Here is a 26,523-nt window from a genome sequence, read left to right as displayed (position 1 = left end):
CCCCGGCACACCGGAGGGGACCTCAGTTGTCGCGCTTCTCCTTGATCTTCGCGGCCTTGCCGCGGAGCTCACGGAGGTAGTACAGCTTCGCGCGGCGCACGTCACCGCGGGTGACGAGCTCGATCTTCTCGAAGATCGGGGAGTGGACCGGGAAGGTGCGCTCCACGCCGACGCTGAAGGAGACCTTGCGCACGGTGAAGGTCTCGGAGACACCGGCGCCCTGGCGGCGGATGACGACACCCTTGAACTGCTGGATACGGGAGCGGTTGCCCTCGATCACGCGGACGTGCACGTTGATCGTGTCACCCGGGCGGAAGGCCGGGACGTCCGAGCGGAGCGTGGCGGCGTTGACGCCATCGAGCAGGTGAGACATGTTCTTCGTCTGCTTTCTTCGCACGACGCCACAGGTCGCCGGTGCGGGTTTCCGTAGAGAATTCGGGAGCCGTGTCACTCGGCGGGCGACGGTCCCCCTGTGGCAGGGGCGTCCGCGAGCACACAACAGCCGCCTATTCTTCCACGGCCTGCGGCCTGCGCCAAAATCGGCCGTCGGCCGACGGCGTCCAGCCCAGGATGGACAGGATCTCCCGGTCCTTCTTGTCGAAGGCGGAGGCATCGCAGCGCTCGATCAGGTCGGGGCGGTTGCGGGCGGTCCTGCGGAAGGCCTCGTCCCGGCGCCAGCGGGCGATCTTCCCGTGGTGGCCGCTGAGCAGCACCTCCGGGATGTCCCGGCCGCGCCACAGCGGGGGCTTGGTGTAGACGGGCCCCTCCAGCAGGTTCGCCATCTGGCCGGGTGCGAAGGAGTCGTCGCGGTGCGATTCGGCGTTGCCGAGCACCCCGGGGAGCAGCCGGGCCACGGCCTCGGTGACGACCAGGACGGCGGCCTCGCCGCCCGCCAGGACGTAGTCGCCGATGGAGACCTCGTACACCGGCATGCGGGTGGCGTACTCGTCCATGACGCGGCGGTCGATGCCCTCGTAGCGGGCCGGGGTGAAGACCAGCCAGGGCCGTTCGGAGAGTTCGACGGCCAGTTCCTGGGTGAAGGGCCGGCCGCTGGGGGTGGGAACGACCATGACCGGCCCGTGCGCGCCCGCCTCGTAGCCGTCGGCCAGCGCCGTGTCCAGGGCCTCGCCCCACGGCTCGGTCTTCATGACCATGCCGGGCCCGCCGCCGTAGGGGGTGTCGTCGACCGTGTTGTGCCGGTCGTACGTCCAGTCCCGCAGGTCGTGGACGTGCACGTCGAGGCGGCCGCGGGCGCGGGCCTTGCCGACGAGGGAGACGTTCAGCGGTTCCAGGTACTCGGGGAAGATCGTGACGACGTCGAGACGCATCAGGCGTCGTCCTCCGCGGCCCCGGGCTCCTCGTCGCGGGTCGAGGCGACCACGGCCTCGCGTTCGTCGATCAGCCCCGGCGGCGGGGTGATGACGCAGCGCTGCTCCTCCAGGTCGATCTCGGCGACGATGTCCTCGACGAAGGGGATCATCACCTCGGAGCCGTCCGGCCGCTCGACGATGAAGAGGTCCTGCGAGGGGAGGTGGGAGATCTCGGTGATCCGGCCGATCTCGGTGCCGTCGGCGAGGACGACGTCGAGGTCCATCAGCTGGTGGTCGTAGTACTCGTCCTCCTCCTCGGGCAGTTCCGCGGGGTCGACCTCGGCGATCAGGAGGATGTTGCGCAGCGCCTCGGCGCCGGTGCGGTCCTTCACGCCGGCGAAGCGGAGCAGCAGCCGCCCGCTGTGCACGCGGCCCGTCTCGATCGTCAGCGGTCCCGCCGTCGCGGGCTCCGTCTTCAGCACGGCGCCGGGACTGAGCCGCAGTTCCGGCTCGTCGGTGCGCACCTCGACGGTGACCTCACCCTTGATGCCGTGGGCGCGGCCGATCCGCGCGACTACCAACTCCACTGTGCTCTTCCCTTACTGCGGCGTGGTCGCTCACATCAATGGTCGCTCTGCCCGGGGGCGGAAACGACTCGGGCCGGGGCGGGCGACGTGCGCCCTCCCCGGCCCGTGCCGGTGGTTCAACTGCTCAGCGGACCTGGTCCACGTCGACGAGGTCGACGCGGATACCGCGGCCGCCGATGGCACCCACGACGGTACGCAGAGCACGTGCGGTGCGGCCGTTGCGGCCGATCACCTTGCCGAGGTCGTCGGGGTGGACCCGGACCTCGAGCACCTGTCCGCGGCGCAGGTCGCGCGAGGCGACCTGCACGTCGTCGGGGTTGTCCACAATGCCCTTCACGAGGTGCTCAAGAGCCTCCTCGAGCATGCTCAGGCCTCGGTCGACTCGGCGGTGGCCTCAGCCTCGTCCGCCTTCTTGTCGGCCTTCTTCGCCTTCTGGGTGATGGCCTCGCCCTTGGCGTCGCCACCCTCGAGGGTCTTGGCGAACTCGTCGAAGGAGCGACGCTTGCTCTCCTTCGTCTCGGGCTGCAGCAGCGGCGCGGGGGCGGGGAGGCCCTTGTGGGCCTGCCAGTCACCGGTCAGCTTCAGGATGGCGAGCACAGCCTCGGTGGGCTGGGCGCCGACCGACAGCCAGTACTGCGCACGCTCGGCGTTGACCTCGATGCGCGACGGGTTGTAGGTCGGGTGGTAGATACCGATCTCTTCGATCGCGCGACCGTCCCGGCGGGTGCGGGCGTCGGCGACGACGATGCGGTAGTGCGGCTGGCGAATCTTGCCGAGGCGCTTGAGCTTGATCTTGACTGCCACTGGAGTGGTGTCTCCTGAACTTGACGTGGTTGGGCACATGAGATGCCACGTGGGGTTGCGGTACTCGGGTGCCCGATGGACGCGTCAGCCGGAGGAGAGAGGGGTCCTATGCGACTGTCGAGTACAGCTAGCCATTGTGCCATACGCCCGCGGCGCCGCCGAGCGGGGTGACCGGCTCCCGCCGCGGGCGGCCCGGCCCGTCGGCCGGGCGGTCCCCGGCCGCGCGCCGGGCGGCGGTCGCCGCCGGACCGGGCCGCCACCGGTTCCGCCCGTCCGGCCCGGCGGCAGGGGCGTCAGGAGGCCGCCGCCACCGCCACCTCGGGGATGCGGAACGGCTTCATGCATCCGCCGCAGACGATCGGGGCCTGGGCGAGCACGGAAGGGACCACCCGGACGTTGCGACCGCAGTCGCAGACCGCCTTGACGCGGACGCCGCCGCCCGAGGAGCCGTGCCGGGCGGCCGGCCCGCGGAAGCTGCGCTTGGTGTCGGCGGCCGTGGCGGCCGTGTGCGCCTTCAGGGCCCGCTGCAGCCGCTCGATGGTGGGCCGGTAGCGCCGCTTGGCCTCGGGGTTGAGCGCGACCAGCGAGAAGCCGCTGCTCGCGTGGGGTTCCTCGGAGTGGTCCAGTCCCATCTCCTCGGCGATCGCGAGGAATCTGCGGTTGTGGTAGCGGCCGGCGCGCGAGGTGTCACGGACACCGCGGGCGGCGGCGATGCCGTGGACTGCCTCGTGCAGCAGTCGCTCGAAGGAGAGTTCGGCGCCGCAGGCGGACGAGGACTCTCCGATCAGGGACTCGGGCGCGGCAAGGTCAGGCAGCTCGGGGTGGTACCGCTGAATGTCGGCCCACGCCTGCGCCAGCTCTGCGGCGAGAACAGGTGGTGTCGTGCTCACGTCGTGACAACGAGCCGGGGTGCCCCGGTGTTCCGATTCCGGGCCATTCCAAATTTTTTTGCACGTACCAGTCAGTTCAGCCTCATGCGTCCTGACGAGGACGGGTGCGCCGATCCCCGGAGGAGTCGGTACGTAACGACGAGTACGCCCCGGTGTGCGGCGCGGGGGCCGCGCACCGGGGCGCATCGGTCGACAGACCGTCAGAGGATCACGCGGTCAGTAGGAGCGCGCGACGATCGCGAGCGTACCGGGGGCGTCGTCGGTCTCCGGGACCGACCCGTCCTCGGCGATCAGGCAGCGCACGGAGACCGCCTGCTCGGCCAGCTTCGCCTCGCCCTCCGGGCCCAGGTCGGCCCACGGGATCCGGGCCCAGCCGCCTGCGACGGCGGCTTCGGCGGCCTCCCCGATGGTCGTGACGTCCGAGGTCCGGGCCTCACGGCGCTCGCGGGACTCGCGCAGCAGCTGCGCCTGGTCCTCCTCCAGCACCTTGGGCAGCAGGTCGGCGAGCTCGTCGAGCCGCACCGGGGTCTTCCCGCCCGGGATGCGGCGGGCCAGCATCGCCGTGCCGGCCTCCAGGTCGCGGGGGCCGATCTCGATGCGGACCGGTACGCCCTTGAGCTCCCAGTCCACGGCACGGCGGCCGAAGGGCGTGTCCACGCGGTCGTCGACCTGTACGCGCAGACCCGCGGCCTTCAGCTGGGCGCCCAGCTCGCGGACCTTCGCCACGGCCTCGTCGCCCTTGATCGCCACGACGACGACCTGCACGTGCGCGAGGCGCGGCGGGACGCGCAGGCCGTTGTCGTCGCCGTGGGACATGATCAGGCCGCCGACCATGCGGGTCGAGACGCCCCACGAGGTCTGCCAGACGAGCTCCTGCTTGCCCTCCTTCGACAGGTACTGCGTGTTGAACGCCTTGGCGAAGTTGGTGCCCAGCTCGTGGCTCGTACCCAGCTGGAGGGCCTTGCCGTCGCCCATCATGCCTTCGAGGGTGAGGGTGTTGATGGCGCCGGCGAAGCGCTCCTTGGCGGTCTTGCGGCCGAGCACGACGTCGATGCCGAGCACGTTCGTCATGAAGTCGCCGTAGACGTCCGTGTGGATCCGGGCGGCGTAGTCGCGGGCTTCCTCGTACGTGGCGTGGGCGGTGTGGCCCTCCTGCCAGAGGAACTCGCTCGTACGGAGGAACACGCGGGGGCGCATCTCCCAGCGGACCACGTTGGCCCACTGGTTGATCAGCAGGGGCAGGTCGCGGTAGCTCTGGACCCACTTGGAGAAGTAGTCGTTGATGATCGTCTCGGAAGTGGGACGGACCACGACCGGCTCTTCCAGCTCCTTGCCGCCGCCGTGCGTGACGACCGCGAGCTCGGGGGCGAAGCCCTCGACGTGCTCGGCCTCCCTCGTCAGGTACGACTGCGGGATGAACAGCGGGAAGTAGGCGTTCTGGGCGCCGGCGTCCTTGATCCGCGCGTCCATCTCCTGCTGCATCCGCTCCCACAGGCCGTAGCCGTACGGTCGGATGACCATCGTGCCGCGGACCGGACCGTTGTCGGCCAGCTCGGCCTTGTTGATCAGATCCTGGTACCAGCGGGGGAAATCCTCCGCCTGCGGGGTGAGAACGGGTGCCTTTGCCATGGCGCGAATGGTACGGCGCCCGGCGCGCCGAGCGTGAATCGGGTGGCTCGTTCCTCTGGACGCGGAGGCGGATGGGGAGTTCCCTGTCAACGGGGGCAAGGGGGCGACACGGAATCAGGAGCGCTCTTTCTATGACACCGACGCCGACCGCGACGCTCGTCGCCCGGGACTGGGCCGAGATCCAGGAACGGATGCTGGTACCGCTGTACGAGGCGGTCTACGACCGGCTGGAGCTCGGGCCGGGAGACCGGCTGCTGGGCCTCGGCTGCGGGGCCGGGCTGCCGCTGCTGCTGGCGGCCGGACGGGGAGCCGCGGCCACCGGCGTGGAGGCGGATCCGGCCCGGCGGGCGCTGGCCCGCGAGCGGCTGCTGGAGGTGCTGGCGGCTCCGCCGTCCGCCTCGGCGGACGGCTCGCCGGGCGGCCCGTACGACGCCCTGCTGGCCTTCTCCCCCGACCCGCCGGCTCTGGAGCGGGCCCTGCCCGCCGTGCGGCGGGGCGGGGCGGTGGTGCTGGCCGACTGGGGGCCCGCCGAGCGGTGCACCGTGCCGGCGGTCCTGGGCGGCGGACCCGCGCCGCGTGACCTGGACGCGCTCGTGGAGCGGGCCGGGCTGCGCCCGGACGGGTCGGGGCGGGTGTTCTGCCCCTTCGGCTACGCGGACGTGGACAGCGCGGTGCGCGGTCTGCTGTCGACGGGGCTGTACCCGGTCGCGGGCATCGGCTCGGCCGGGGCCGACGACCGGGCCGCACCGTTCGGGATGGCCGACGCCGCGCTGGCGGAGAAGGAACTGGTCCTCGCCCTTCACCCGTTCGAGCGGCCCGACGGGGCCGTTTGGCTGCCGAACATCTTCCGGTATGTGATCGCCCGGGTGGCCTGAGCGCTCCGCCTCAGCCGGTGCCGTGGCCCTTCGTCAGGCGGGTGATCCCGGCGGCGGCGTAGGCGGCCGGTTCGTCCAGGGTCTCGTTGGCGAGCAGGGCCTCGGCCAGGGCGTCGAGTTTCGGGCGGTTCTCGCGCAGCAGGCGGCAGGCGTCCGCGTAGCACTCGTCGACGATCCGCCGCATCTCGTGGTCCACCGCGTCCAGGGTGGCGGGGGCGGCGGACAGGCCGTAGGGGCTGCCGCCGTCGGACGGGATGGCGGTGAGCTTGCCGACGCGCTCGCTCATGCCCCACCGCCCGACCATGCCGCGGGCGAGGTTGGTGACCTGCTCCAGGTCGTTCTCCGCGCCCGTGGTGATGACGTCGTAGACCACGTGCTCGGCCGCCATGCCGCCGAGCGCGCCGATGATGCGGCCGCGCAGGTACGGCTCCGTGTAGGCGTACCGGTCGGCGTCCGGGGTGGAGAGGGTGACGCCGAGGGCCCGACCGCGGGGCACGATGGTGATCTTGCGGACCGGGTCGGCGCCCGGCTGGAGCATGCCGAGCAGTGCGTGGCCGCTCTCGTGGTAGGCCGTGCGGCGGCGTTCCTCCAGCGGCATGACCAGGGACCGCTCGGCGCCGAGCTGAACCTTCTCCAGGGCGTCGGACAGGTCGGCCTGGGTCACCTCGTCCTGCCGGCGTTTGACGGCCAGCAGTGCCGCCTCGTTGGCCAGGTTGGCCAGTTCGGCGCCGGTCATGCCGGGGGTGGTGCGGGCCACCTGGGCGAGGTCGACGCCCGGGGCGAGCGGGATGTCCCGGGTGTGGATGCGCAGGATGGCCTCGCGGCCGCCGCGGTCGGGCGGGGAGACGACCACCGTGCGGTCGAAGCGGCCGGGCCGGGTCAGGGCGGGGTCCAGGACGTCCGCGCGGTTGGTGGCGGCGAGGACGACGACGCCCTCCGAGCCGGAGAAGCCGTCCATCTCGGTGAGGATCTGGTTGAGGGTCTGCTCGCGTTCGTCGTGGCCGCCCACGGCCCCGCCGGCGCCGCGCACGCGCCCGATGGTGTCGATCTCGTCGATGAAGATGATCGCGGGAGCCACCTTGCGGGCCTCGGTGAACAGCTCGCGGACCCGGGAGGCGCCCACGCCGACGATCATCTCGATGAACTCGGAGGCCGAGGCGGAGAAGAACGGCACTCCGGCCTCGCCCGCCACCGCCCGCGCGAGCAGTGTCTTGCCGGTGCCGGGCGGGCCGGACAGCAGGACCCCGCCGGGCATCCGAGCGCCCAGCCTGCGGTAGGCCTGCGGGTTCTTGAGGAAGTCGACGACGTCGTTCAGCTCGCCCTCGACCTCGTCGATGCCCGCCACGTCCGCGAAGGTGGTCCGCTGGTCGCCCCGCTCCAGTTCCACCGGCTTGGGCGGTGCCTTGCGGCCCAGTCCGGCCATGCCGCCGCCCATGCCCGCGCTCATCCGGCGGGCGACGAACACCCACAGCAGGACCAGCAGCAGCATCGGGGCGAGGGAGAGCAGGAGGTTGGCCAGGAAGCTGCGCTGCACGACGACCGGGGAGGCGGTCACGGTGACGTTCTGCCGGGTGAGGTTCGCCCACAGGTCGTCGTCGGCGAAGGCGGGCCGCTGGGTGACGAACTTGGTGTAGTCGCCCTTGTCGCCGTCGGGCATCGGCTGCCCGGTCTTCAGCTGGCCCTGGATCGCGTCGCCCTTGGAGTAGATCTTGGAGACGTTGCCGGCCGCGACCTGCTTGCTGAACTCGGTGTAGGAGATCGTCGGCTCGTCCCCCTCGTTGAAGAAGGACAGCACCAGGTTGGTGATCAGGTAGACGATCAGGGCGGCGAGGATCAGCCCGCGCCAGCCGCCCGGCATCCGCTTCTTCGGCGCGGGGGTGGGCGGCGCGCCCTCGGAGCGCCAGGGCGTGTCGGCCCGGTCGCGGGGCGGTACGGGGGTGGGGGTGGGCACGGGGCGCCTCCTTCTGCCGTCCTCCCGGCAGACGATAAGCGACAAATCCCCCCGTTGCCCCCGCGCACGGCGCAGGGCCCCGGCCGTGGGGTCACGTCCGGGGCCCTGCGCAGACTGCCGTGCGGGTGCTACTTCATGAACTTCTTGAACTCGTCCGGGAGGTCGAAGTCCTGCCCCGGCTGGCCGCTGCCCGCCGGGAGGCCGAACGGGTTGGCCCCCGGCGCCGGCTCCACCTGCGGCCCCTGCTCGCGGCGGGCCGCGGCGGCGGCCTCCTCTTCCTTGCGCTTCATCGGGTTGCCGCTCTTGCGCTTGCCCTTGGCCTGCTTGACCTGCTTCTTCTGCCGGCCGGGGCCGCCGCCCATCCCCGGGATGCCGGGCATGCCGGGCATGCCGCCGCCCTGGGCCATGCGGGACATCATCTTGCGGGCGTCGAAGAAGCGCTCGACCAGCGCCTTGACGGCGCTGACCTCGGTGCCGGAGCCCTTGGCGATACGGGCGCGGCGCGAGCCGTTGATGATCGTCGGGTCCTGGCGCTCGGCCGGGGTCATCGACTTGATGATCGCGGCGGTGCGGTCCACGTCGCGCTCGTCGATGTTGTTGATCTGGTCCTTGATCTGCCCCATGCCGGGCAGCATGCCGAGCAGCTTGGAGATGGAGCCCATCTTGCGGACCTGCTCCATCTGGGCCAGGAAGTCGTCGAGCGTGAACTCCTTGGGGCCCTTGGCGAGCTTGGCCGCCATCTTCTCGGCCTCGGCCTGCGAGAAGGTCTTCTCCGCCTGCTCGATGAGGGTGAGCATGTCACCCATGTCGAGGATCCGGCCCGCCATGCGGTCCGGGTGAAAGGCGTCGAACTCGTCGAGCTTCTCGCCGTTCGAGGCGAACATGATCTGCTTGCCGGTGACGTGCGCGATGGAGAGGGCGGCACCGCCGCGCGCGTCGCCGTCGAGCTTGGAGAGCACGACGCCGTCGAAGCCGACGCCGTCGCGGAACGCCTCCGCCGTGTTGACGGCGTCCTGACCGATCATGGCGTCGACGACGAAGAGGATCTCGTCTGGGCTGACGGCGTCGCGGATGTCCGCGGCCTGCCGCATCAGCTCCTGGTCGATGCCGAGGCGGCCGGCGGTGTCGACGATGACGATGTCGTGGTGCTTGGTGCGCGCGTACTCGACGGAGTCCTTGGCCACCTGGACCGGGTCTCCGACGCCGTTGCCGGGCTGGGGGCCGTAGAACGCCACGCCCGCGCGGTCGGCGACGACGGAGAGCTGGTTGACGGCGTTGGGGCGCTGGAGGTCGCACGCGACGAGGAGCGGGGTGTGGCCCTGCCCCTTGAGCCACAGGCCGAGCTTGCCGGCCAGGGTGGTCTTACCGGCACCCTGGAGGCCCGCGAGCATGATCACGGTGGGGGCGGTCTTGGCGAACCGCAGCCGGCGCGTCTCACCGCCGAGGATCGTCACGAGCTCGTCGTTGACGATCTTGAGGACCTGCTGGCCCGGGTTCAGGGCCTTGCTGACCTCTTCGCCGCGCGCGCGTTCCTTGACGTTCGCGATGAAGGAGCGGACGACCGGGAGGGCGACGTCGGCCTCGAGGAGCGCGATACGGATTTCCCGGGCCGCTGCGTCGATGTCAGCCTCGGACAGCCGGCCTTTGCCGCGCAGGCCCTTGAAGGTATTCGCCAAGCGGTCGGAGAGCGTATCGAACACGGTGGTCGCGATTCCTCGGGTCGGGGGCGTGGTGGTCGTCCCCCAGAGTATCGGGCCGCGCCGCCCGTCCGGCCCTGCGGGCGGCTTTTGGACCGGGGCCCGCCCGCGGGCCGCGTCCGCCGGCTCCGGCCCCCCACGCCGCGCGGCACCGGGCGCGCCATGCCCGGTCGGCCGCGGCGGCGTGGCCGGGCGCCGCGGCCGCCGGCCGCGCCCCTACGCCAGGGCCGCCTGCACCGCGCCGGCCAGGGCGGCCGCCTGCTCCGGGTCCAGCGGTTTGCCGTCCCGGGCGGTGAGGTAGAGGGTGTCCACCGCGTCGGCGCCCAGCGTCGAGACGTGCGCGCTGCGCACCCGGACCCCGCAGGACTCCAGCGCCCGCCCGATCCGGTGCAGCAGACCGACGGCGTCGGGCGCCCGAACCTCCAGGACCGTGGCCACGGAGGACACGTCGGCGACCACCGCGACCCGGGGCGGCGGCGGGACCACCCCGCGCCGGCGCGGGTAGGCCGCCTCGCGCTCCGCGAGCTTCGCCGGCACGTCCAGCGAGCCGTCCAGGGCCCGGACCAGGTCGGTGCGCAGCCGGGCCGCCTCGGGCAGCGCCCCGTACTGCGCCGCCACCCGCCAGCGCAGCACCAGGACCTCGCCCAGCCGGTCCGGGAGTTCCACGGAGCGCAGGTCCGCCGCGCGTACGGTCAGCCGGTGCAGGGCCAGTACCCCGGCCGCCGCCGGCAGGACGCCCGGCTGGTCGGGAACGGCCACGACGAGCTCCACGCCGACCGCGTCCTCCTCCCGGCGGGCGTGCAGCGCGAGCACCGGCTCCCCGGTGCGCAGGGCCTCCACCGCCAGGCGTTCCTGCTCGGTCGTGGCGATCTGCGGCTCGTCCGCGTCCGGCGGGGTCCCGCGCAGCACGGCCGCGACCCGCCCGACGAGGTCGGCGACCAGCGATCCCCGCCAGGCGCTCCACGCCGCCGGTCCGGTGGCCAGGGCGTCGGCCTCGGTCAGGGCGTGCAGGATCTCCAGCGTCCCCACCGTTCCGACGGCCTCGGCGACCGAGCGGACGGTCGCCGGGTCGTCCAGGTCGCGCCGGGTCGCGGTGTCGATCAGCAGCAGGTGGTGGCGTACGAGCGTGCCCAGGACGGCGACGTCCTGCGGGCCGAAGCCGACCCGGGCGGCCATGTCGCGGGCGATCGTCTCGCCCGCCACCGAGTGGTCGCCCGGCCAGCCCTTGCCGATGTCGTGCAGCAGCGCGGCCATCAGGAGCAGGTCCGGGCGACCGACCCGGCGGGTGAGGGCCGAGGCGCGCACCGCCGTCTCGATGAGGTGCCGGTCCACCGTCCAGGTGTGGACGGGATTGCGCTGGGGGCGGCACCGTACCCGCTCCCAGTCGGGCAGCAGCCGCGTGATGAGGCCCTCCGCCTCCATGGCCTCCCAGACGGCCACCATCGGCTCGCCCGCGCCCAGCAGGGTCAGGAGCTGTTCGCGGGCCTCCGCCGGCCACGGCACGGGCAGCGCGCTCCCCTGGGCGGCGAGCCTGCGCAGCGCGTGCAGCGAGACCGGCAGCCCCGCCCGGGCGGCGGCCGCGCCCAGCCGCAGCGCCAGCCCCGGATCGCGGTCGGGGCGCGCGGCGAGGGCCAGTACAGCCTCGCCGTCGGACTCCACGACCCCTTCGGCGAGCGGTGCCCGCGGGGCCGCCGCCGGGCCCCGGGTGCCGAGCAGGCCGCGCAGCCGCGGCCGGGCCGAGCGCGCCCGCAGCACCCGCCCGACCTCCCGCCAGGTGACGTCCCCGGCGTACGCGACGACCCGCGCGGCCTCGTACACCTCCCGGAGCAGCGCGTCCGCGTCGAGCAGCCCGAGCCGCCGCGCGACCTGGTCCTGCTCCTGGAGGGCGAGGCGGTCGGTGGCCCGGCCCGTCACCAGGTGCAGGGCGTCCCGGGCGTCGAGGAGCCGCCTGCGTGCCTCGGCGAGGCCCGCGCGCGGGGCGTCGGCCAGCCAGGACGCCGCGACCGCCCGCAGGGCGGTGGCGTCCCGCAGTCCGCCGCGGGCCTCCTTGAGGTCGGGTTCGAGCAGGAAGCGCAGCTCCCCGGCCCGCTCGGCCCGCTCCCGGCACAGGGAGTCCAGCTGCGGGAGGCGCTTGCCCGCCTGGTTGCGCCAGTCGGCCAGGACGGAGGTACGCAGGCCCGCGAGCAGGCCCGCGTCCCCGGCGACCGGCCGGGCGTCGAGCAGCCCGAGGTGCACCTTGAGGTCCTCGGCGGCGGTCTTGCGGGCCTCGCCGGGGGTGCGTACGGAGTGGTCGAGGGCGAGGCCCAGGTCCCACACCGGGTACCAGAGGCGGTCGGCCAGCGCGCTGAGCCGCCCCGGCTCGGCCTTGCCGTCGTGCAGCAGCAGCAGGTCCAGGTCGCTGCGGGGGGAGAGCTCGCCCCGCCCGTAGCCGCCGACGGCCACCAGGGCGGCGCCGCGTACGCCGGCCTCCCGGACGGCGGCCGTGAACAGGCCGGTCAGCCATGTGTCGGTCAGGCCGGCCAGGGCGGAACGCCGGGAAGGCCCGGACCGCGACTCCTCCTGGAGGAGTCGCAGCCGGGCCGCGGCGTATCCGCCGGGTTCCGGGTCGGCCGTGTGGTCGGTGGTCTCTTCGACGCGCGTCACCCGGGAGCTCCCGTCACCTAGAGCGCGTCAGCGCCGCGCTCGCCGGTGCGGACCCGGACGACGGAGTCCACCGGGACGCTCCACACCTTGCCGTCGCCGATCTTGCCGGTGGCGGCGGCCCGCACGATGACGTCGATCACGTCGTCGGCGTCGGTGTCGTCGGTGAGCACCTCGATGCGGATCTTGGGCACGAGGTCCACGGTGTACTCGGCGCCGCGGTAGACCTCGGTGTGGCCGCGCTGGCGGCCGTAGCCGCTGGCCTCGGTGACCGTGAGTCCCTGGACCCCGAAGGCCTGGAGCGCCTCCTTGATCTCGTCCAGCTTGTGCGGCTTGACGATCGCGGTGATCAGCTTCATGCGTCTACCTTCTTGCTCGCGGCGGCGGCGGGGACGGGTGCGGCGGTGCTCCGGGAGGAGGCTCCGCCGCCCGCTCCGCTGAAGTCGTAGGCCGTCTCGGCGTGTTCGACCTGGTCGATGCCGGAGACCTCGTCGTCCTCGCTGACCCGCATCCCCATCGTCTTGTCGAGGAGGAAGGCGAGCAGCGCGGACGCGACGAGAGAGTAGGCGAGGACGGCGAAGACCCCGACGGCCTGCTTGCCGAGCTGCTCCAGGCCGCCGCCGTAGAAGAGGCCCGCGACGTCGGACTGGACCCCGCCGGTGGCGAAGAGGCCCACGAGCAGGGAGCCGGCGATCCCGCCGACGAGGTGCACGCCGACCACGTCGAGGGAGTCGTCGAAGCCGAAGCGGTACTTGAGGCCGACCGCCATGGCGCAGAGCACGCCGGCGATGGCGCCGACGGCGATCGCGCCGAGCGGGCTGACGGCGCCGCCGGCCGGGGTGATGGCGACGAGGCCCGCGACCGCGCCGGAGGCCGCGCCGAGGGTGGTGAAGGAGCCGTGGCGCAGCTTCTCGTAGGCGAGCCAGGCGAGCATGGCGGCGGCCGTGGCGACCTGGGTGTTGACGAACATGACCGCGCCGACGCCGTCGTCGTTGCCGAGCCAGGAGCCCGCGTTGAACCCGAACCAGCCGAACCACAGCAGACCGGCGCCGAGCATCACCAGGGGCAGGCTGTGCGGGCGCATCGGGTCCTTCTTGAAGCCGACGCGCTTGCCGATGACCAGGATCACGCCGAGGGCGGCGGCGCCGGCGTTGATGTGGACGGCGGTGCCGCCCGCGAAGTCGATGACACCCATCTCGAAGAGCCAGCCGCCCGAGCCCCAGACCCAGTGGGCGACGGGGAAGTAGACGGCGGTGACCCACAGGGCGGTGAACAGGGCCCAGGCGCTGAACTTCACCCGGTCGGCGAGGGCGCCGCTGATCAGGGCGGGGGTGATGACGGCGAACATCAGCTGGAAGACGGCGAAGACGTAGACCGGGATGGTGTAGCCGTCCCACAGCTCGGTGATGCCGATGCCGCTGAGGCCGAGGTAGTCGGAGTTCCAGCCGATGAGGGAGCCCGAGTCGGTGCCGAAGGCGAGGCTGAAGCCGTAGAGCACCCACAGGATCGTGACGATCCCGAGGCTGATGAAGCTCATCATCAGCATGTTGAGACTGCTCTTGACGCGGACCATGCCTCCGTAGAAGAAGGCCAGCCCCGGGGTCATCAGCATGACCAGGGCGGAGCAGATGAGCATGAACCCGGTGTTCGCGGCAGACAGCGTCGGGGCGTCTGCCGCGAGGGTCGTGATGGCTGATGCCATCGGCGTCTCCTCGTCGTCGGTACGTTCGCGTGCGGGCGATCGTGAAAAACCTGAGCGGCGGTAAGGGCGTCCGGCCGGGGGGTCGGCCCGGAGTGGCCGGTTATTGGCCATGAGATTCGCGCAGGCCGGTTTCCGGCGGCGCCGCTGGGTGTTTCGCCCCGATGACGAAGAGGTCGTGGCTGTTACGGCCCGATGAACACGGCCGAGCACCGATGACCACCGCGACCACCGGTCGGGGCACCACGACGGGGAGCGGCCACCTTCTCGGGAGCGGCGCCGGTCGAGGCGCGGAAGGACAGCCGGCCGCGGCAGCGCCCGGAGGTCCTGGCTGGGGGAGCCTGATCGGGCTTCACGGGGTTGGCTGCCGCGGCCGGGGCCTGGGAGCGGCCGGCGGGGCCGTCAGACGGCCTCCGCGGCTTCGGGCAGCCGGGCGGCGAGGATGTCGGTGAGCCGGACCACCTCGGCGACGTCGCCGTACTCACGGGCCGCGATGTCCACGGTCTTGCGCAGCCGGGTGTTCACGCGCTCGGAACGGACCTTTTGCGCCACGTCCAGGGCCTGGCCGGCGAGGACGGTGGCCTGCTCGGGCTCGCGCTGGAGCAGGTGCACGGTGGCCATGCCGATGAGGTTCAGGGCGTAGGAGCGCTGGTGCTCCTCGTCCTTCTCGAAGAGCTCGACGGCCCGTTCCATGACCGGTTCGGCGAGGGAGGCGTAGGTCGGGCTGCGCCCGGCCACGTAGGCGAGGTCCCGGTAGGAGTGGGAGTTCTCGCCGTTGAGTTCCGCCTCGGAGAAGAAGCGGATCCAGTCGGGTTCGGGCTCGCCCCCGAAGCCGGCGTCGCCGAAGGTGTCCTCGGCCATCCGCACGGCCCGCTTGCAGCGGCTGGGCTGCCCCATGTTGGCGTAGGCGCGGGCCTCCATCGCATACAGCATCGCCTGGGTGCGCGGGCCGGCGCAGTCGCGGCTGCCGTACTGCGCGAGGTGGATGAGTTCCAGGGCGTCCTCGGGGCGGCCGAGGTGGATCATCTGGCGGCTCATCCCGGAGAGGATGTACGAGCCGAGCGGCTTGTCCCCGGCCTCCTTCGCGGCGTGCAGGGCGAGGACGAAGTACTTCTGCGCGGTGGGGTGCAGGCCGACGTCGTAGCTCATCCAGCCGGCCAGTTCGGCGAGTTCGGCGGCGACCTTGAAGAGCCGCTTCATGACGGGCCCGGGGTGGCTCTCCTGGAGCAGGTCGGTGACCTCGTGGAGCTGGCCGACCACGGCCTTGCGGCGCAGCCCGCCGCCGCACTGGGCGTCCCACTGCCGGAACATGACGGTGGTGGCGTCGAGGAGGTCGAGCTCGGGTTCGGACAGCCGCGGCGGGCGCGAGCCGGTGGCGCCGGCCGGCCCCGTCGCACGCGCTCCCCCATCGGCGGCCGGGACCGGAACGAGCCAGCGCTGCATGGGCTCGATCAGGGCGGGGCCCGCGGAGAGGGCGAGCGAGGTGCCGAGGAAGCCGCGGCGGGCCAGCATCAGGTCGCTGCGGGAGAACTCGCCGAGCAGTTCGACGGTCTGCGGGCCGGCCCAGGGCAGGTCGACACCGGAGACGGACGGCGTCTGGTGCGCGGTGCGCAGGCCGAGCTGCTCGATGGCCACGACGGAGCCGAAGCGCTCCGAGAACAGCTCGGAGAGGATCCGCGGGACGGGCTCGCGGGGCTGTTCGCCGTCGAGCCAGCGGCGGACCCGGGAGGTGTCCGTGCTGATGTGGTGGGCGCCCATCTGGCGGGCCCGCCGGTTGACCTGGCGGGCCAGTTCGCCCTTGGACCAGCCGCTGCGGACGAACCAGGAGGTCAGCTGGACATTCCGGTCGGCGGACTCCGCCGACTCCTCGCCCGTTCCGCTTGCGCCGCTGCCGCTCACTGGAACGCCCCCATCCACATCGCCTCTTCCCACGAAACCCTGACGGGAGCGGTGACGGTCGCCACGGACCTTCACAAGTCCTTCACGCATTGCCTCCGGCATAACCACGCTCGGTCCGCCATCGGGGTTCGTGTACCGAAAGTAATCCTACGATCACCCCTCCCGCGAGGCCGTTTCCGGAAACGCCACCATTCGCCACCCCTTCGAATGAACCCGCCACCGGCCAGGCGCGATTCACTTGACACCGAGGTGAAAAGGGATTGGTGGACAGGAGTGCGCTCGGGGCGCACGCGGCGAGGAGTGCGCCGGTGCCGTCAATGCCGTAACCACCGGAGCGTCCGACCCGTTGGAGGGGGCATGGGCATGGGCTTCACGATCGGCGGCAGCCGCGGCACCAGGGAGTTCCGCTCCGGCGCCCGCCGCCGCGGCCGGACCTCGGACTGCACGGCAGTGGCCGAGTACACCGGACTGTGGGGCTGGGACGTGGTCCCCGGAGCCCGCGCCGCGTCCCCGGCACGCGACTGCTCCTGCGGTGACCCGCGGTGCGCCGCCCCCGGAGCGCATCCGCTCCCCTTCGCCCCCACGGTCAAGGCCGGGGCCACCCTGGACGAGGTCACCGGGGCCTGGGGCGAGTACCCGGGGGCCGCGGTACTGCTCCCCGTGGGCCGCAGCTTCGACGTCATCGAGGTCTCCGCGGAGGCCGGCAGCCGCGCGCTGGTCCGGCTGGAGCGGATGGGGCTGCCGCTCGGGCCGGTCATCGAGACCCCGGACGGCCGGGCGCAGTTCTTCGTCGCGCCGGGCGCCGCGGACGAGCTGCCCCAGCTGCTGTACCGGATGGGCTGGGACGACGCCGATCTGGACCTGCGCGCCCTCGGCGACGGCTGCCACGTGACGGCCCCGCCCTCGGACCGGGCCGGGCTCGGCCAGGCCGGCTGGATGCGGCCGCCCGCGCTCGACTCGGCCGGCGGCCCGCCGCAGGCCCGGCTCCTGCTCGGCACCCTCGCTTACATCTGCCACCGGTTCCGCCGCTAGGCCGCGTCTCCCCTCCTCGTGCGGGTGCCCCCGCGTTCCGGCCGGAACGCGGGGGCACCCGCACGAGGAGGGAGGGGCCGTCAGTCGCCGATCAGCGCGTCCACGAACGCCTCCGGCTCGAACGGCGCCAGGTCGTCCGCGCCCTCACCGAGGCCGATGAGCTTGACCGGGACGCCGAGCTCGCGCTGGACGGCGATCACGATGCCGCCCTTGGCGGTGCCGTCGAGCTTGGTCAGGACGATGCCGGTGACGTCCACGACCTCGGCGAAGACGCGGGCCTGGGCGAGGCCGTTCTGGCCGGTGGTGGCGTCCAGGACCAGCAGGATCTCGTCGAGCGGGCCGTGCTTCTCCACGACCCGCTTGACCTTGCCGAGCTCGTCCATCAGGCCGGTCTTGGTGTGCAGGCGGCCCGCGGTGTCGATGAGCACCACGTCGGCGCCCTCGGCGATGCCCTCCTTGACGGCGTCGTAGGCGATCGACGCCGGGTCGCCGCCCTCCGGGCCGCGCACCGTACGGGCCCCGACGCGCTCGCCCCAGGTCTGGAGCTGGTCGGCGGCGGCGGCGCGGAAGGTGTCGGCGGCGCCGAGCACCACACTGCGGCCGTCGGCGACGAGCACGCGCGCCAGCTTGCCCGTGGTCGTGGTCTTGCCGGTGCCGTTGACGCCGACGACCATGATCACGCCGGGGGTGTCCTCGCCGCTCTCGGTCTTCACGGCGCGGTCGAAGTCGGTGCCGATCAGGGTCAGCAGCTCCTCCTTGAGCAGGGTGCGCAGATCCGCCGGGGTGCGGGTGCCGAGCACCTTGACCCGCTCACGGAGCCGGTCGACCAGCTCCTGGGTCGGGACGACACCGACGTCGGCGACGAGGAGGGTCTCCTCGATCTCCTCCCAGGTGTCCTCGTCGAGGTGCTCCCGGGAGAGCAGCGTGAGCAGCCCCTTGCCCAGGGAGTTCTGCGAGCGGGCCAGGCGCGCGCGCAGCCGGACCAGGCGGCCGGCGGTGGGCTCGGGAACCTCGATCGCGGGCGCGGGCGGAGCCTCCACGACCGGGTCCTCGACGGCGGCCGGCGTCGCGAGGGCAGCCTCCGCGTCGGGGAGGTCGACCTCCTCGATGGTTCGGCGCGGCTCGTCGACCGTCGGTGCGGCGTCCTCCCCCACCTGGGGTTCGGCGGGCGGGGCAGTGATGGTCGGCGTGCTCGACGGCGCCGTGGGCGGCAGCTGCTTCTTCTTGCGGCTGCTGACCACGAGCCCGCTGATCGCGCCGACCGCGACCAGGGCGATGACTACAGCAAGGATGAGGATGTCCATAACCCACCCAGTATCGGCCACGGCGGCCCCGGAACCCGGACCTTGACGGTTCCCACCGGGCCGTACGGCGTTTTTTGGGGTTTTAGCGGCAGATCTACGATGATGGGCGACTCCCTGCCACTCCCTCCCCCACGGAGACCGCATGCCTGCCGAAGACACCGCCGTCGAGACCCGCGGCCTGGAGCCGGTCCCGGACGGCGAGCGCGTCGGCCGTGTCCGCGAGCTCGTCCCCACCTGGGTGGCCGCCAACATCAGCGTGCTGCTGCTGACCATGGGCGCCGGCCTGGTGATCTTCAACGAGCTCAACATCTGGCAGGTGCTGGTCGTCGCGGTCGCCGCGCCGGTCCTGTCGTACGGGATCGTGGGTCTGATCTCGATAGCCGGCAAGCGCGGCGGCGCCCCGGGCATGGCGCTCTCGCGGGCCGTGTTCGGCCAGCGCGGCAACCTCTTCCCCGGCGCCCTCATATGGGTGGCCCGCTGGGGCTGGGAGACCATCAACGCGGTCAGCGGCGCCTACGCGGTGCTGACCGTGCTCGACCTGCTGTTCGGTGTCAGGAGCAGCACCCCGCTGATCGTGGTCACGCTGCTGTTCTTCGTGGGCGCCACCTTCGTCGTCTCGGGCCTCGGCATCAACGCGCTGCGCGTCTGCTCGACGTGGTCGACGTACCTGTTCGGCGCCTTCAGCGTGCTGGTCCTCGGATACCTGGTGGCCACCACCGACTGGGCCGCCGTCTTCGGCAAGCCGGCCGGCTCCACCGCCATGATGGTCGCGGGGATCGGCACCATCGCCGCCGGCGGCATCAGCTGGGTGCCCTCCGGCCCGGACTTCACCCGCTACCTGCCCCGTACCGCCTCCTCCAAGGCCCTGGTGGGCGCGACGATCGGCGGCGCCGGCGTGGTCGTGCTGCCGATGGTCCTGATGGGCGCCGTCATGGCCGTCGGCACTCCGGACCTCGCCGGCGCCCAGGACCCGGTGTCCTTCATCGGCGAGCTCCTGCCGACCTGGATCGCGGTCCCGTACCTGCTCATCGCGCTGGTCGGCATGCTGCTCATCAACTCGATGTCCATGTACTCGGCCGGCTTCACCGCGCAGACCCTCGGCATCAAGGTCCCGCGCGCCTGGGCGGTCAGCGTCAACGCCCTGATCAGCCTCGTCTTCGGCTTCCTGCTGATGGTGGTGGCGACCGGCTTCTTCGGCTCCTTCATCTCCTTCCTGACCCTGCTGGCCGTGGCCTTCTCCGCCTGGATCGGCGTCTTCGGCGTGGACATGCTGCGCCGCAGGTCCTACGACGGGCCGGCGCTGCTGGACACCACGCGGACCAGCGCCTACTGGTACCGGGGAGGTTTCGCCTGGCAGGCGATGACCGCGTGGGCCCTGGCCCTGGTCGTGGGCCTGCTCTTCACCTCGGTGGACTGGTTCAGCGGGCCGCTCGCCACCACCTGGATCGGGCGGAACGGCCTCGGCTGGGCGGCCGGCATCATCACCTCGGGTGTGCTGTACGCCGTCCTGCCGCGTACGGCGGCCCCGGAAGCGGCGCCGGACGCGGCCGCCGCGGCCGGGGAGCGCGAGCCCGCCGGATCCCTGTCCAACTGACGCTGCGTCAGCTAACGTCCCCCTTCGCCCGCCCACCCGCATCCGGCGAAGGGGGACTCCTCCATGCCCATCACCGTGGCCCGGTTCAATCTCGTCGATCCGCACGGCACTCCCGAATCCCTCTCCGCGCGCTACAAGGCGGCGCTGGACATGGCGAGGTACGCGGACGACCGCGGCATCGACACCGTCCAGACCGAGGAGCACCACGGCACCGACAACAACTGGCTGCCCTCCCCCTTCGCCTTCGCGGGCGCCGTGCTCGGTGCCACCCGCCGGATCGCGGTCACCGTCTCGGCCATCATCGGCCCGCTGTACGACCCGCTGAAGGTGGCCGAGGACATCGCCGTGCTGGACCTGCTGAGCGGGGGGCGCCTGGTCACGGTGGCGGGCATCGGCTACCGGCCGCAGGAGTACGAGCAGCACGGTGTGGAGTGGGGGCGGCGCGGCCGGCTCCAGGACGAACTGCTGGAGACCCTGCTGCAGGCGTGGACCGGCGAGCCGTTCCCCTTCCGCGGCCGCACCGTACGCGTGACCCCGCGGCCGTTCACACGGCCGCACCCGATGCTCCTGGTCGGTGGCAGCTCGCAGGCGGCGGCCCGGCGCGCGGCCCGGCTGGGCCTGCCGTTCTTCCCCAGCGCGCACCTGCCGGAGCTGGAGGCGTACTACCGGGAGCGGCTCGCCGAGTACGGCACGGAGGGCTTCTGCATGATGCCCGCGGCCGAGACCCCGCTGCTGCACATCGCGGAGGACCCGGACCGGGTCTGGGCCGAGCACGGGGAGCGCTTCCTGCACGAGGCGGGCACGTACGCCTCCTGGCAGTCGAAGGACATCCGCAGCGCCGTGCGGTCGGGCGCGCGCTCGGTGTCCGAGCTGCGCGCGGAGGGGGTCTACCGGGTGCTCACCCCGGACGAGGCCGTCGCCTACGCCCGAGGTGCGGGCGAGGCGGGGAACCTGGTGCTGCACCCGCTGTGCGGCGGGATGCCCCTGGACGAGGGCTGGCGCAGCCTGCACCTTCTGTGCGAACAGGTACTGCCCCGGCTCAAGGACTGAGCCGGGGCAGTAGCGAGGAGACGGGGTGGTTGGCGGGGGATGGTTACCCCATCTCCTCCAGCGCCTTGCCCTTGGTCTCCGGCACCCACTTGAGGATGAAGGGGATCGAGAGCAGGGCGAAGAACGTGTAGATCATGTAGGCGCCGGACAGGTTCCAGTCCGACAGGCTCGGGAACGAGACGGTGATGACCCAGTTGGCGATCCACTGGGCGGCCGCGGCGACGCCGAGGGCGGCGGCGCGGATCCGGCCCGGGAACATCTCACCGAGGAGCACCCAGACCACCACGCCCCAGGACAGGGCGAAGAAGAGCACGAAGCAGTTGGCGGCGACCAGGGCCACGATGCCCTGCGCGTGCGGCAGGGCGATGTCGCCGCCGACGCCGGACTTGTAGGAGAAGGCCCAGGCGGCGCACGCGAGGGAGATCGACATGCCGGCGGAACCGATGAGGGCCAGCGGCTTGCGGCCGATGCGGTCCACGAAGACCATCGCGATCACCGTACCGATGATGTTCACGACCGAGGTCTCGAAGGAGTAGAGGAACGAGGCGCTCGGGTCGATGCCGACCGACTGCCACAGCGAGGAGCTGTAGTAGAAGATCACGTTGATACCGACGAGCTGCTGGAAGACGGAGAGGCCGATGCCGATCCAGACGATCGGCAGGAAGCCGAAGCGGCCGCCGAGGAGGTCCTTGAACGTCGACTTGTGCTCCGAGTGGATGGCCCGGTCGATCTCGCGGACCCGGGCGTCGGCGTCGATGCCCGACCCCTCGACCTCGCGCAGCACCGTCTTGGCCTTCTCCATGCGCCCGACCCAGACCAGGAAGCGCGGGGACTCGGGGATGGCGAAGGACAGCAGGCCGTAGAGGACGGCCGGGATGACCATCACGCCGAGCATCCACTGCCAGGCTTCCAGGCCGCCGATCTCCCCGCGCTGGTCGCCGTCAGCGAGGTTGAGGATGCCCCAGTTGACGAGCTGGGAGATGGCGATGCCGATCACGATCGCGGCCTGCTGGAAGGAGGCGAGGCGGCCGCGGTAGGCGGGCGGGGAGACCTCGGCGATGTAGGCCGGGCCGATGACCGAGGCCATGCCGATGGCGAAGCCGCCGACGACCCGCCACATGGCGAGGTCCCAGAGGGCGAACGGGAGGGCCGAGCCGATGGCGCTGGCGGTGAACAGGACCGCGGCGATCTGCATGCAGCGGATGCGGCCGATCCGGTCGGCGATGCGGCCGGCGGTGGCGGCGCCGAGGGCGCAGCCGATCAGCGCGGCGGCGATCACCTGGGCGAGGGCGGCGGAGCCGACGTCGAAGCGGTCGCGGATCGCCTCGACGGCGCCGTTGATGACGGAGCTGTCGTAGCCGAAGAGGAATCCGCCCATGGCCGCGGCCGCGGTGATGAAGATGACGTGCCCGAGGTGGTCGGGCTGCGCCGCCCGGCCCCCGCCGGAAGCGGGTGGGTTCGCTGTGCTGGTCAAGGTGCGCTCCTGGGCCCGGCGCCGACGGCGGGCGGTGTGGGGGTCGTCGTGTCTATGCGCGTGTTCCTCTAGTGGCGCACAGCATGCGGCTCACCACCACCTGAACGTGGACACGGCACACCAGAGCTTATGACTTCACTTCCTGAAGTCAAGACCTCGAAAGGAATGCAGTGTGCACCGGTAGTGACGGGCAGGCTCGGGGCTCAGCGTTCATTTCCTGAACAGAATGAGCCGAAGGGAGGATCAGCGCAGCCGCTGGCTGATCACTTTGGAGACCCCGTCCCCCTGCATCGAGACCCCGTAGAGGGCGTCCGCGACCTCCATCGTCCGCTTCTGGTGCGTGATCACGATGAGCTGCGAGCTCTCCTGGAGCTCCTCCATGATCCGGATGAGGCGCTGCAGGTTGGTGTCGTCGAGTGCCGCCTCGACCTCGTCCATCACGTAGAACGGACTGGGCCGCGCCTTGAAGATCGACACCAGCAGGGCCACGGCGGTCAGCGAGCGCTCGCCGCCGGAGAGCAGCGACAGCCGCTTGACCTTCTTGCCCGGCGGGCGGGCCTCGACGTCGACGCCGCTGGTCAGCATGTGCTCGGGATCGGTGAGGACCAGCCGGCCCTCGCCGCCGGGGAACAGCCGGGAGAAGACCCCCTCGAATTCGCGGGCCGTGTCCTGGTACGCCTCGGTGAAGACCTGCTCGACGCGCTCGTCGACCTCCTTCACGACATGAAGGAGGTCGGCGCGGGTCTTGCGGAGGTCCTCCAGCTGCTCGCTGAGGAACTGGTGGCGCTCCTCCAGGGCCGCGAACTCCTCCAGGGCGAGCGGGTTGACCTTGCCGAGCTGCTGGTAGGCGCGCTCGGCCGCCTTGAGCCGCTTCTCCTGCTGGGCGCGGACGAAGGGGCCGGGCAGGTTGCGGGGGTGCTGCGGGTCCTCGGGCAGCGTCTCGCCCTCCGCGGGCGGGGACGGCGGAACGAGCTGGTCGGGGCCGTACTCGGCGGTGAGGCCGGCCGCCTCCATGCCGAACTCCTCCAGCGCCTTGGCCTCCAACGCCTCGATGCGCAGCCGCTTCTCGGCGCCGAGCACCTCGCCGCGGTGCACCGAGTCGGTGAGCTTGTCGAGTTCGCCCTTCAGGTCCCGGCCGGCGCTGCGGGCCTCGGCGAGTTCGTGCTCGCGCAGGCCCTTGGCCTGCTCGGCCCCTGCGCGTTCCGCGTCGGCCCGTCCCAGCGAGACCTCCACGTGGGCGAGCAACTGGCGGGCGCCGTCGGCGACCGCCCGGGCGACCTCCGCCTCGTGCCGCAGGCGCGCCCGGCGGCGCTCCGCGCGGGCGCGGGCCTCCCGCTCGGCGCGGGCCGCCCGATCGAGTGAATCCGCTCGGCCGGCCAGCCCCCGGACCCGCTCCTCGTGCGTCCTGAGCTGGAGCCGGGCTTCCATCTCCGTCTGCCGGGCATTGGCCCCGTCGGCGGCCAGCCGGTCCCGTCGGGTGGTGTCCGGCTCCTCCTGCGCGGGCATCTCCTCGGCTGTCGCGAGCTGCTCGGCGCACTCCTCCACGTCCAGCAGCGCCTGTTCGAGGGCGTCCTGGGCCTTGGCCGCCGCGGTGGCACTGCGCTCGGCCTCGCCCGCCGCGCCCTTCGCCTGTCCGGCGAGGCGGCCGAGCTGCTGTGCGACCCCGGCCCGGGCCCGTTCCCCGGCCCGGCGCCGCTCGGCGAGCTCCTCGACCAGGGCCGCCGCGTCCTGCCGTTGCCCCTGGGCGGCGGCCTGGGCGGCGGTGAGTTCGCCGCACCGGGTGTCGAGACGCGCCAGCTCGGCCGCCGCCTCGTCGACCGCCGCCTGCACTTCGATCAGGCTGGGCGCGCCGGCGGAGCCGCCGTGCGCGAGGTGCGACCCGAGTACATCGCCCTCGACCGTCACCGCCACGGCGTCGGGCCGCTGCGCGAGGAGGGCCTCGGCCTCGTCGAGCGTCCCGACCACGAAGTGGTCCCGCAGCACCCACGCCACGGCCCGCCGCACCTCGGCGTCACCGCCGACCAGCCCCGCGGCGGCGACGACTTCCTCCACGGCCACGCGGGCGCCGCCGGCCGGGCTGGAGGCGGCCGCCCGGACAGCGGCGGCCACCCCGGAGGAGACCGATGCCTGCCCCGGCAGGACGGCCGCGCCGGGCCCCGCGGGCGGGTCCTGGGGAGGGCTCGAGGCAGGGGACCGCCCTTCCGCGGCACTCGCACCCGGCGCCGGCGCCGGGGCCGGGGCCGGTCCGGGCACGCCGACCGCGGGCGAGGTCCGGTTGGGCAGGGTTCCCGGGCCGGGGGGCGCGGGCGGCAGGTCCGGGCCGCAGGGCGCGGGCGGGGTGATCAGGAGAGTGGCGCGGCCCGCGTCCGCCGCGCGGAGGTGGCGGATGGCATCGGCCGCGGAGGCCGGGGAGGACACCGCGAGGGCGTCGGCCGCCGAGCCCAGCGCGGCGGCCACCGCGATCTCGTACCCCGCCGCCACCGACAGCCGCTCCGCCGCCGGCCCCAGCAGCCCGGCCAGCCGCTCCCGGGCAGCCAGCAGCGCCCCGGTACCGTCCTTGCGGCGCAGCCCCAGCGCCAGCGCGTCGCGCCGGGCCGCCACCGCCGCGCGCGAGCGTTCCGCCGCCGTGGCCGCGTCGCGGGCCGCCGCGAAAGCGGCCTCGGCCTCGGCCAGCGCGGCCCGCGCGGCCTCGTACGCGTCCTCCTCCGGCGCGTCGTCGAGGCCGCCGACCTCCGCCGCCAGCGCCTCGTACTCCTCCTGCGCGGCCACCGCGCGAGCCTCGGCCTCGTCGCGCGCCGCGACCAGCCGGTCGATCTCGGCCTGGGCGGCGCCGGCCCGGGAGCGGGCGGCGCCGAGCCGTCCCGTCAGCCGTGCCAGCGCCTCGCGCCGGTCCGCGAGGGCCCGAGCCGCGTCCCGCAGCCGCCGCTCCTCCTCGGCCAGCTCCCGCTCCAGCTCCGCCCGGTGCGCCGCGGTGTCCTCCAGCGCGCAGGAGGCGGCCTCCAGCGCCGCCGTCAGTTCCGCCTCCTGCTCGCGGATCCGCTCGGCCTCCTTCTCCAGGTCCTCGGGATCCCGCCCCCGCCGCTCCTCCTCCGCCGGAGCCGTCGCGCTCGTGACCCGCGCCTGCGCCAGCGACGCGGTACCCCGGATCCGCTCGGCGAGCTGCGAGAGCTCGTACCAGGTCTGCTGCGCCCGCTGGAGCCGCGGCGCGAGCTCCCGTACCGCCTGCTCCAGCTCCGCCTCGCGCCGCAGCGCCTGCGCGAGCCGGGCCTCGGCGGCCTCCTTGCGTTCCTTCAGGGCCGCCTCGTCCGCGATCTCCGCGTCGAGCGCGCGCCGCAGGGTGACCAGGTCGTCCGCGAGCAGCCGCAGCCGCGCGTCGCGCAGGTCGGCCTGGATGACAGCGGCCCGCCGGGCCACCGCGGCCTGCCGACCCAGGGGTTTGAGCTGGCGGCGCAGCTCCTCGTTCAGGTCCTGCACGCGGGCGAGGTTGGCCTGCATCGCGTCCAGTTTCCGCAGCGCCTTCTCCTTGCGCTTGCGGTGCTTCAGTACGCCGGCCGCCTCCTCGATGAAGGCGCGGCGCCCCATGGGGTCGGCGTGCAGGACGGAGTCCAGCTGGCCCTGTCCGACGATGACGTGCATCTCGCGGCCGATGCCGGAGTCGGAGAGCAGCTCCTGGATGTCGAGCAGCCGGCAGGTGTCCCCGTTGATCTGGTACTCGCTGCTGCCGCCGCGGAACATGATCCGGGTGATGGTGACTTCGGCGTAGTCGATGGGCAGCGCGCCGTCGGCGTTGTCGATCGTCAGCGAGACCTCGGCGCGGCCGAGCGGCGGCCGCCCGGTGGTCCCGGCGAAGATGACGTCCTCCATCTTGCCGCCGCGCAGGGATTTGGCCCCTTGCTCGCCCATGACCCAGGACAGCGCGTCGACGACGTTGGACTTGCCGGAGCCGTTCGGACCCACGACGCAGGTGATGCCCGGCTCGAAGCGCAGGGTGGTCGCGGAAGCAAAGGATTTGAAGCCACGCAGGGTCAGGGACTTGAGGTGCACGCCGCCGGACTCTACCCGTCGCGTTCCCTTTCACCCCTGAAGGT

General features: G+C 72.7%; 20 protein-coding genes. 4 read left to right on the top strand and 16 right to left on the bottom strand.

Annotation, left to right across the window (positions count from 1 at the left end; all coding sequences use genetic code 11):
• Positions 1-22: 22 nt before the first annotated feature.
• The 7 genes from rplS to proS all read right to left on the bottom strand — a co-directional run bounded on the left by rplS (position 23) and on the right by proS (position 5,220).
• Positions 23-373: a 50S ribosomal protein L19 gene (rplS, locus tag AC07FY_RS09515; RefSeq protein ID WP_376679625.1), complete on the bottom strand. Its 351-nt coding sequence runs from the start codon at positions 371-373 to the stop codon at positions 23-25.
• Between the two features lie 133 nt (positions 374-506).
• Positions 507-1,328, bottom strand: a complete 822-nt coding sequence (gene trmD, locus AC07FY_RS09510; protein ID WP_479002906.1) for a tRNA (guanosine(37)-N1)-methyltransferase TrmD — start codon at positions 1,326-1,328, stop codon at positions 507-509.
• Complete coding sequence (gene rimM, locus AC07FY_RS09505) at positions 1,328-1,897, bottom strand: ribosome maturation factor RimM (RefSeq protein ID WP_479002902.1); 570 nt, start codon at positions 1,895-1,897, stop codon at positions 1,328-1,330. The genes trmD and rimM overlap by 1 nt, the downstream gene beginning before the upstream one ends.
• Before the next feature lie 124 nt (positions 1,898-2,021).
• Complete coding sequence (locus tag AC07FY_RS09500) at positions 2,022-2,261, bottom strand: RNA-binding protein (protein ID WP_150517622.1); 240 nt, start codon at positions 2,259-2,261, stop codon at positions 2,022-2,024.
• 2 nt (positions 2,262-2,263) lie between these two features.
• Positions 2,264-2,701 carry a 30S ribosomal protein S16 gene (rpsP, locus tag AC07FY_RS09495; protein ID WP_479002899.1) on the bottom strand — a complete coding sequence of 146 codons (438 nt, stop codon included), beginning with the start codon at positions 2,699-2,701 and terminating at the stop codon, positions 2,264-2,266.
• Between the two features lie 293 nt (positions 2,702-2,994).
• A complete protein-coding gene (locus AC07FY_RS09490; RefSeq protein WP_384225004.1) occupies positions 2,995-3,591 on the bottom strand; it encodes a hypothetical protein in 597 nt (198 codons plus the stop codon).
• A gap of 216 nt (positions 3,592-3,807) precedes the next feature.
• Positions 3,808-5,220, bottom strand: coding sequence for a proline--tRNA ligase (proS, locus tag AC07FY_RS09485; protein ID WP_479002896.1), 1,413 nt, complete (start codon positions 5,218-5,220; stop codon positions 3,808-3,810).
• Positions 5,221-5,351: 131 nt separating this feature from the next.
• Here proS and AC07FY_RS09480 point away from each other — a divergent pair, with 131 nt between their 5' ends.
• A complete protein-coding gene (locus tag AC07FY_RS09480; RefSeq protein WP_479002893.1) occupies positions 5,352-6,095 on the top strand; it encodes a methyltransferase type 11 in 744 nt (247 codons plus the stop codon).
• 10 nt (positions 6,096-6,105) lie between these two features.
• On the opposite strand, the gene ftsH is transcribed toward AC07FY_RS09480, so the two are convergent.
• From ftsH to nsdA, 6 genes are all read right to left on the bottom strand, one after another.
• On the bottom strand, positions 6,106-8,046 hold the full coding sequence (gene ftsH / locus AC07FY_RS09475) for an ATP-dependent zinc metalloprotease FtsH (protein ID WP_479002891.1): 1,941 nt from the start codon (positions 8,044-8,046) through the stop codon (positions 6,106-6,108).
• A gap of 128 nt (positions 8,047-8,174) precedes the next feature.
• Positions 8,175-9,746, bottom strand: a complete 1,572-nt coding sequence (gene ffh / locus AC07FY_RS09470; RefSeq protein WP_479002888.1) for a signal recognition particle protein — start codon at positions 9,744-9,746, stop codon at positions 8,175-8,177.
• Positions 9,747-9,959: 213 nt separating this feature from the next.
• Complete coding sequence (locus tag AC07FY_RS09465; RefSeq protein WP_479002886.1) at positions 9,960-12,386, bottom strand: [protein-PII] uridylyltransferase; 2,427 nt, start codon at positions 12,384-12,386, stop codon at positions 9,960-9,962.
• A gap of 17 nt (positions 12,387-12,403) precedes the next feature.
• Positions 12,404-12,742 carry a P-II family nitrogen regulator gene (locus tag AC07FY_RS09460; protein ID WP_479002883.1) on the bottom strand — a complete coding sequence of 113 codons (339 nt, stop codon included), beginning with the start codon at positions 12,740-12,742 and terminating at the stop codon, positions 12,404-12,406.
• On the bottom strand, positions 12,739-14,085 hold the full coding sequence (locus AC07FY_RS09455; RefSeq protein WP_479002880.1) for an ammonium transporter: 1,347 nt from the start codon (positions 14,083-14,085) through the stop codon (positions 12,739-12,741). Before AC07FY_RS09455 ends, AC07FY_RS09460 begins: the two co-directional genes overlap by 4 nt.
• 399 nt (positions 14,086-14,484) lie before the next feature.
• On the bottom strand, positions 14,485-15,981 hold the full coding sequence (nsdA, locus tag AC07FY_RS09450) for a transcriptional repressor NsdA (RefSeq protein ID WP_479002878.1): 1,497 nt from the start codon (positions 15,979-15,981) through the stop codon (positions 14,485-14,487).
• Between the two features lie 363 nt (positions 15,982-16,344).
• Here nsdA and AC07FY_RS09445 point away from each other — a divergent pair, with 363 nt between their 5' ends.
• A complete protein-coding gene (locus tag AC07FY_RS09445) occupies positions 16,345-17,013 on the top strand; it encodes a bifunctional DNA primase/polymerase (RefSeq protein ID WP_479002875.1) in 669 nt (222 codons plus the stop codon).
• An 80-nt stretch (positions 17,014-17,093) separates the two neighbouring features.
• Here AC07FY_RS09445 and ftsY read toward each other — a convergent pair whose 3' ends face one another.
• Entirely contained in the window at positions 17,094-18,317 is a 1,224-nt protein-coding gene (gene ftsY / locus AC07FY_RS09440) for a signal recognition particle-docking protein FtsY (RefSeq protein WP_479002872.1), read from the bottom strand.
• Positions 18,318-18,459: 142 nt separating this feature from the next.
• Between ftsY and AC07FY_RS09435 the strand changes: the two genes are divergently transcribed.
• Positions 18,460-19,911, top strand: coding sequence for a cytosine permease (locus tag AC07FY_RS09435; protein WP_479002869.1), 1,452 nt, complete (start codon positions 18,460-18,462; stop codon positions 19,909-19,911).
• Between the two features lie 63 nt (positions 19,912-19,974).
• Positions 19,975-20,961 (top strand): LLM class flavin-dependent oxidoreductase, encoded by a 987-nt coding sequence (locus AC07FY_RS09430; protein ID WP_479002866.1) that lies wholly within the window; start codon positions 19,975-19,977, stop codon positions 20,959-20,961.
• A gap of 43 nt (positions 20,962-21,004) precedes the next feature.
• Here AC07FY_RS09430 and AC07FY_RS09425 read toward each other — a convergent pair whose 3' ends face one another.
• Positions 21,005-22,435 (bottom strand): sugar porter family MFS transporter, encoded by a 1,431-nt coding sequence (locus tag AC07FY_RS09425; RefSeq protein WP_479002863.1) that lies wholly within the window; start codon positions 22,433-22,435, stop codon positions 21,005-21,007.
• A gap of 243 nt (positions 22,436-22,678) precedes the next feature.
• Positions 22,679-26,479: an AAA family ATPase gene (locus tag AC07FY_RS09420; RefSeq protein ID WP_479002860.1), complete on the bottom strand. Its 3,801-nt coding sequence runs from the start codon at positions 26,477-26,479 to the stop codon at positions 22,679-22,681.
• Between the last annotated feature and the right edge of the window lie 44 nt (positions 26,480-26,523).

Source organism: Streptomyces sp. NPDC045967, from assembly GCF_056430495.1.
The sequence above is the reverse complement of the archived record's forward strand: the minus strand, read 5'-3'. Positions and strand labels throughout refer to the sequence as shown.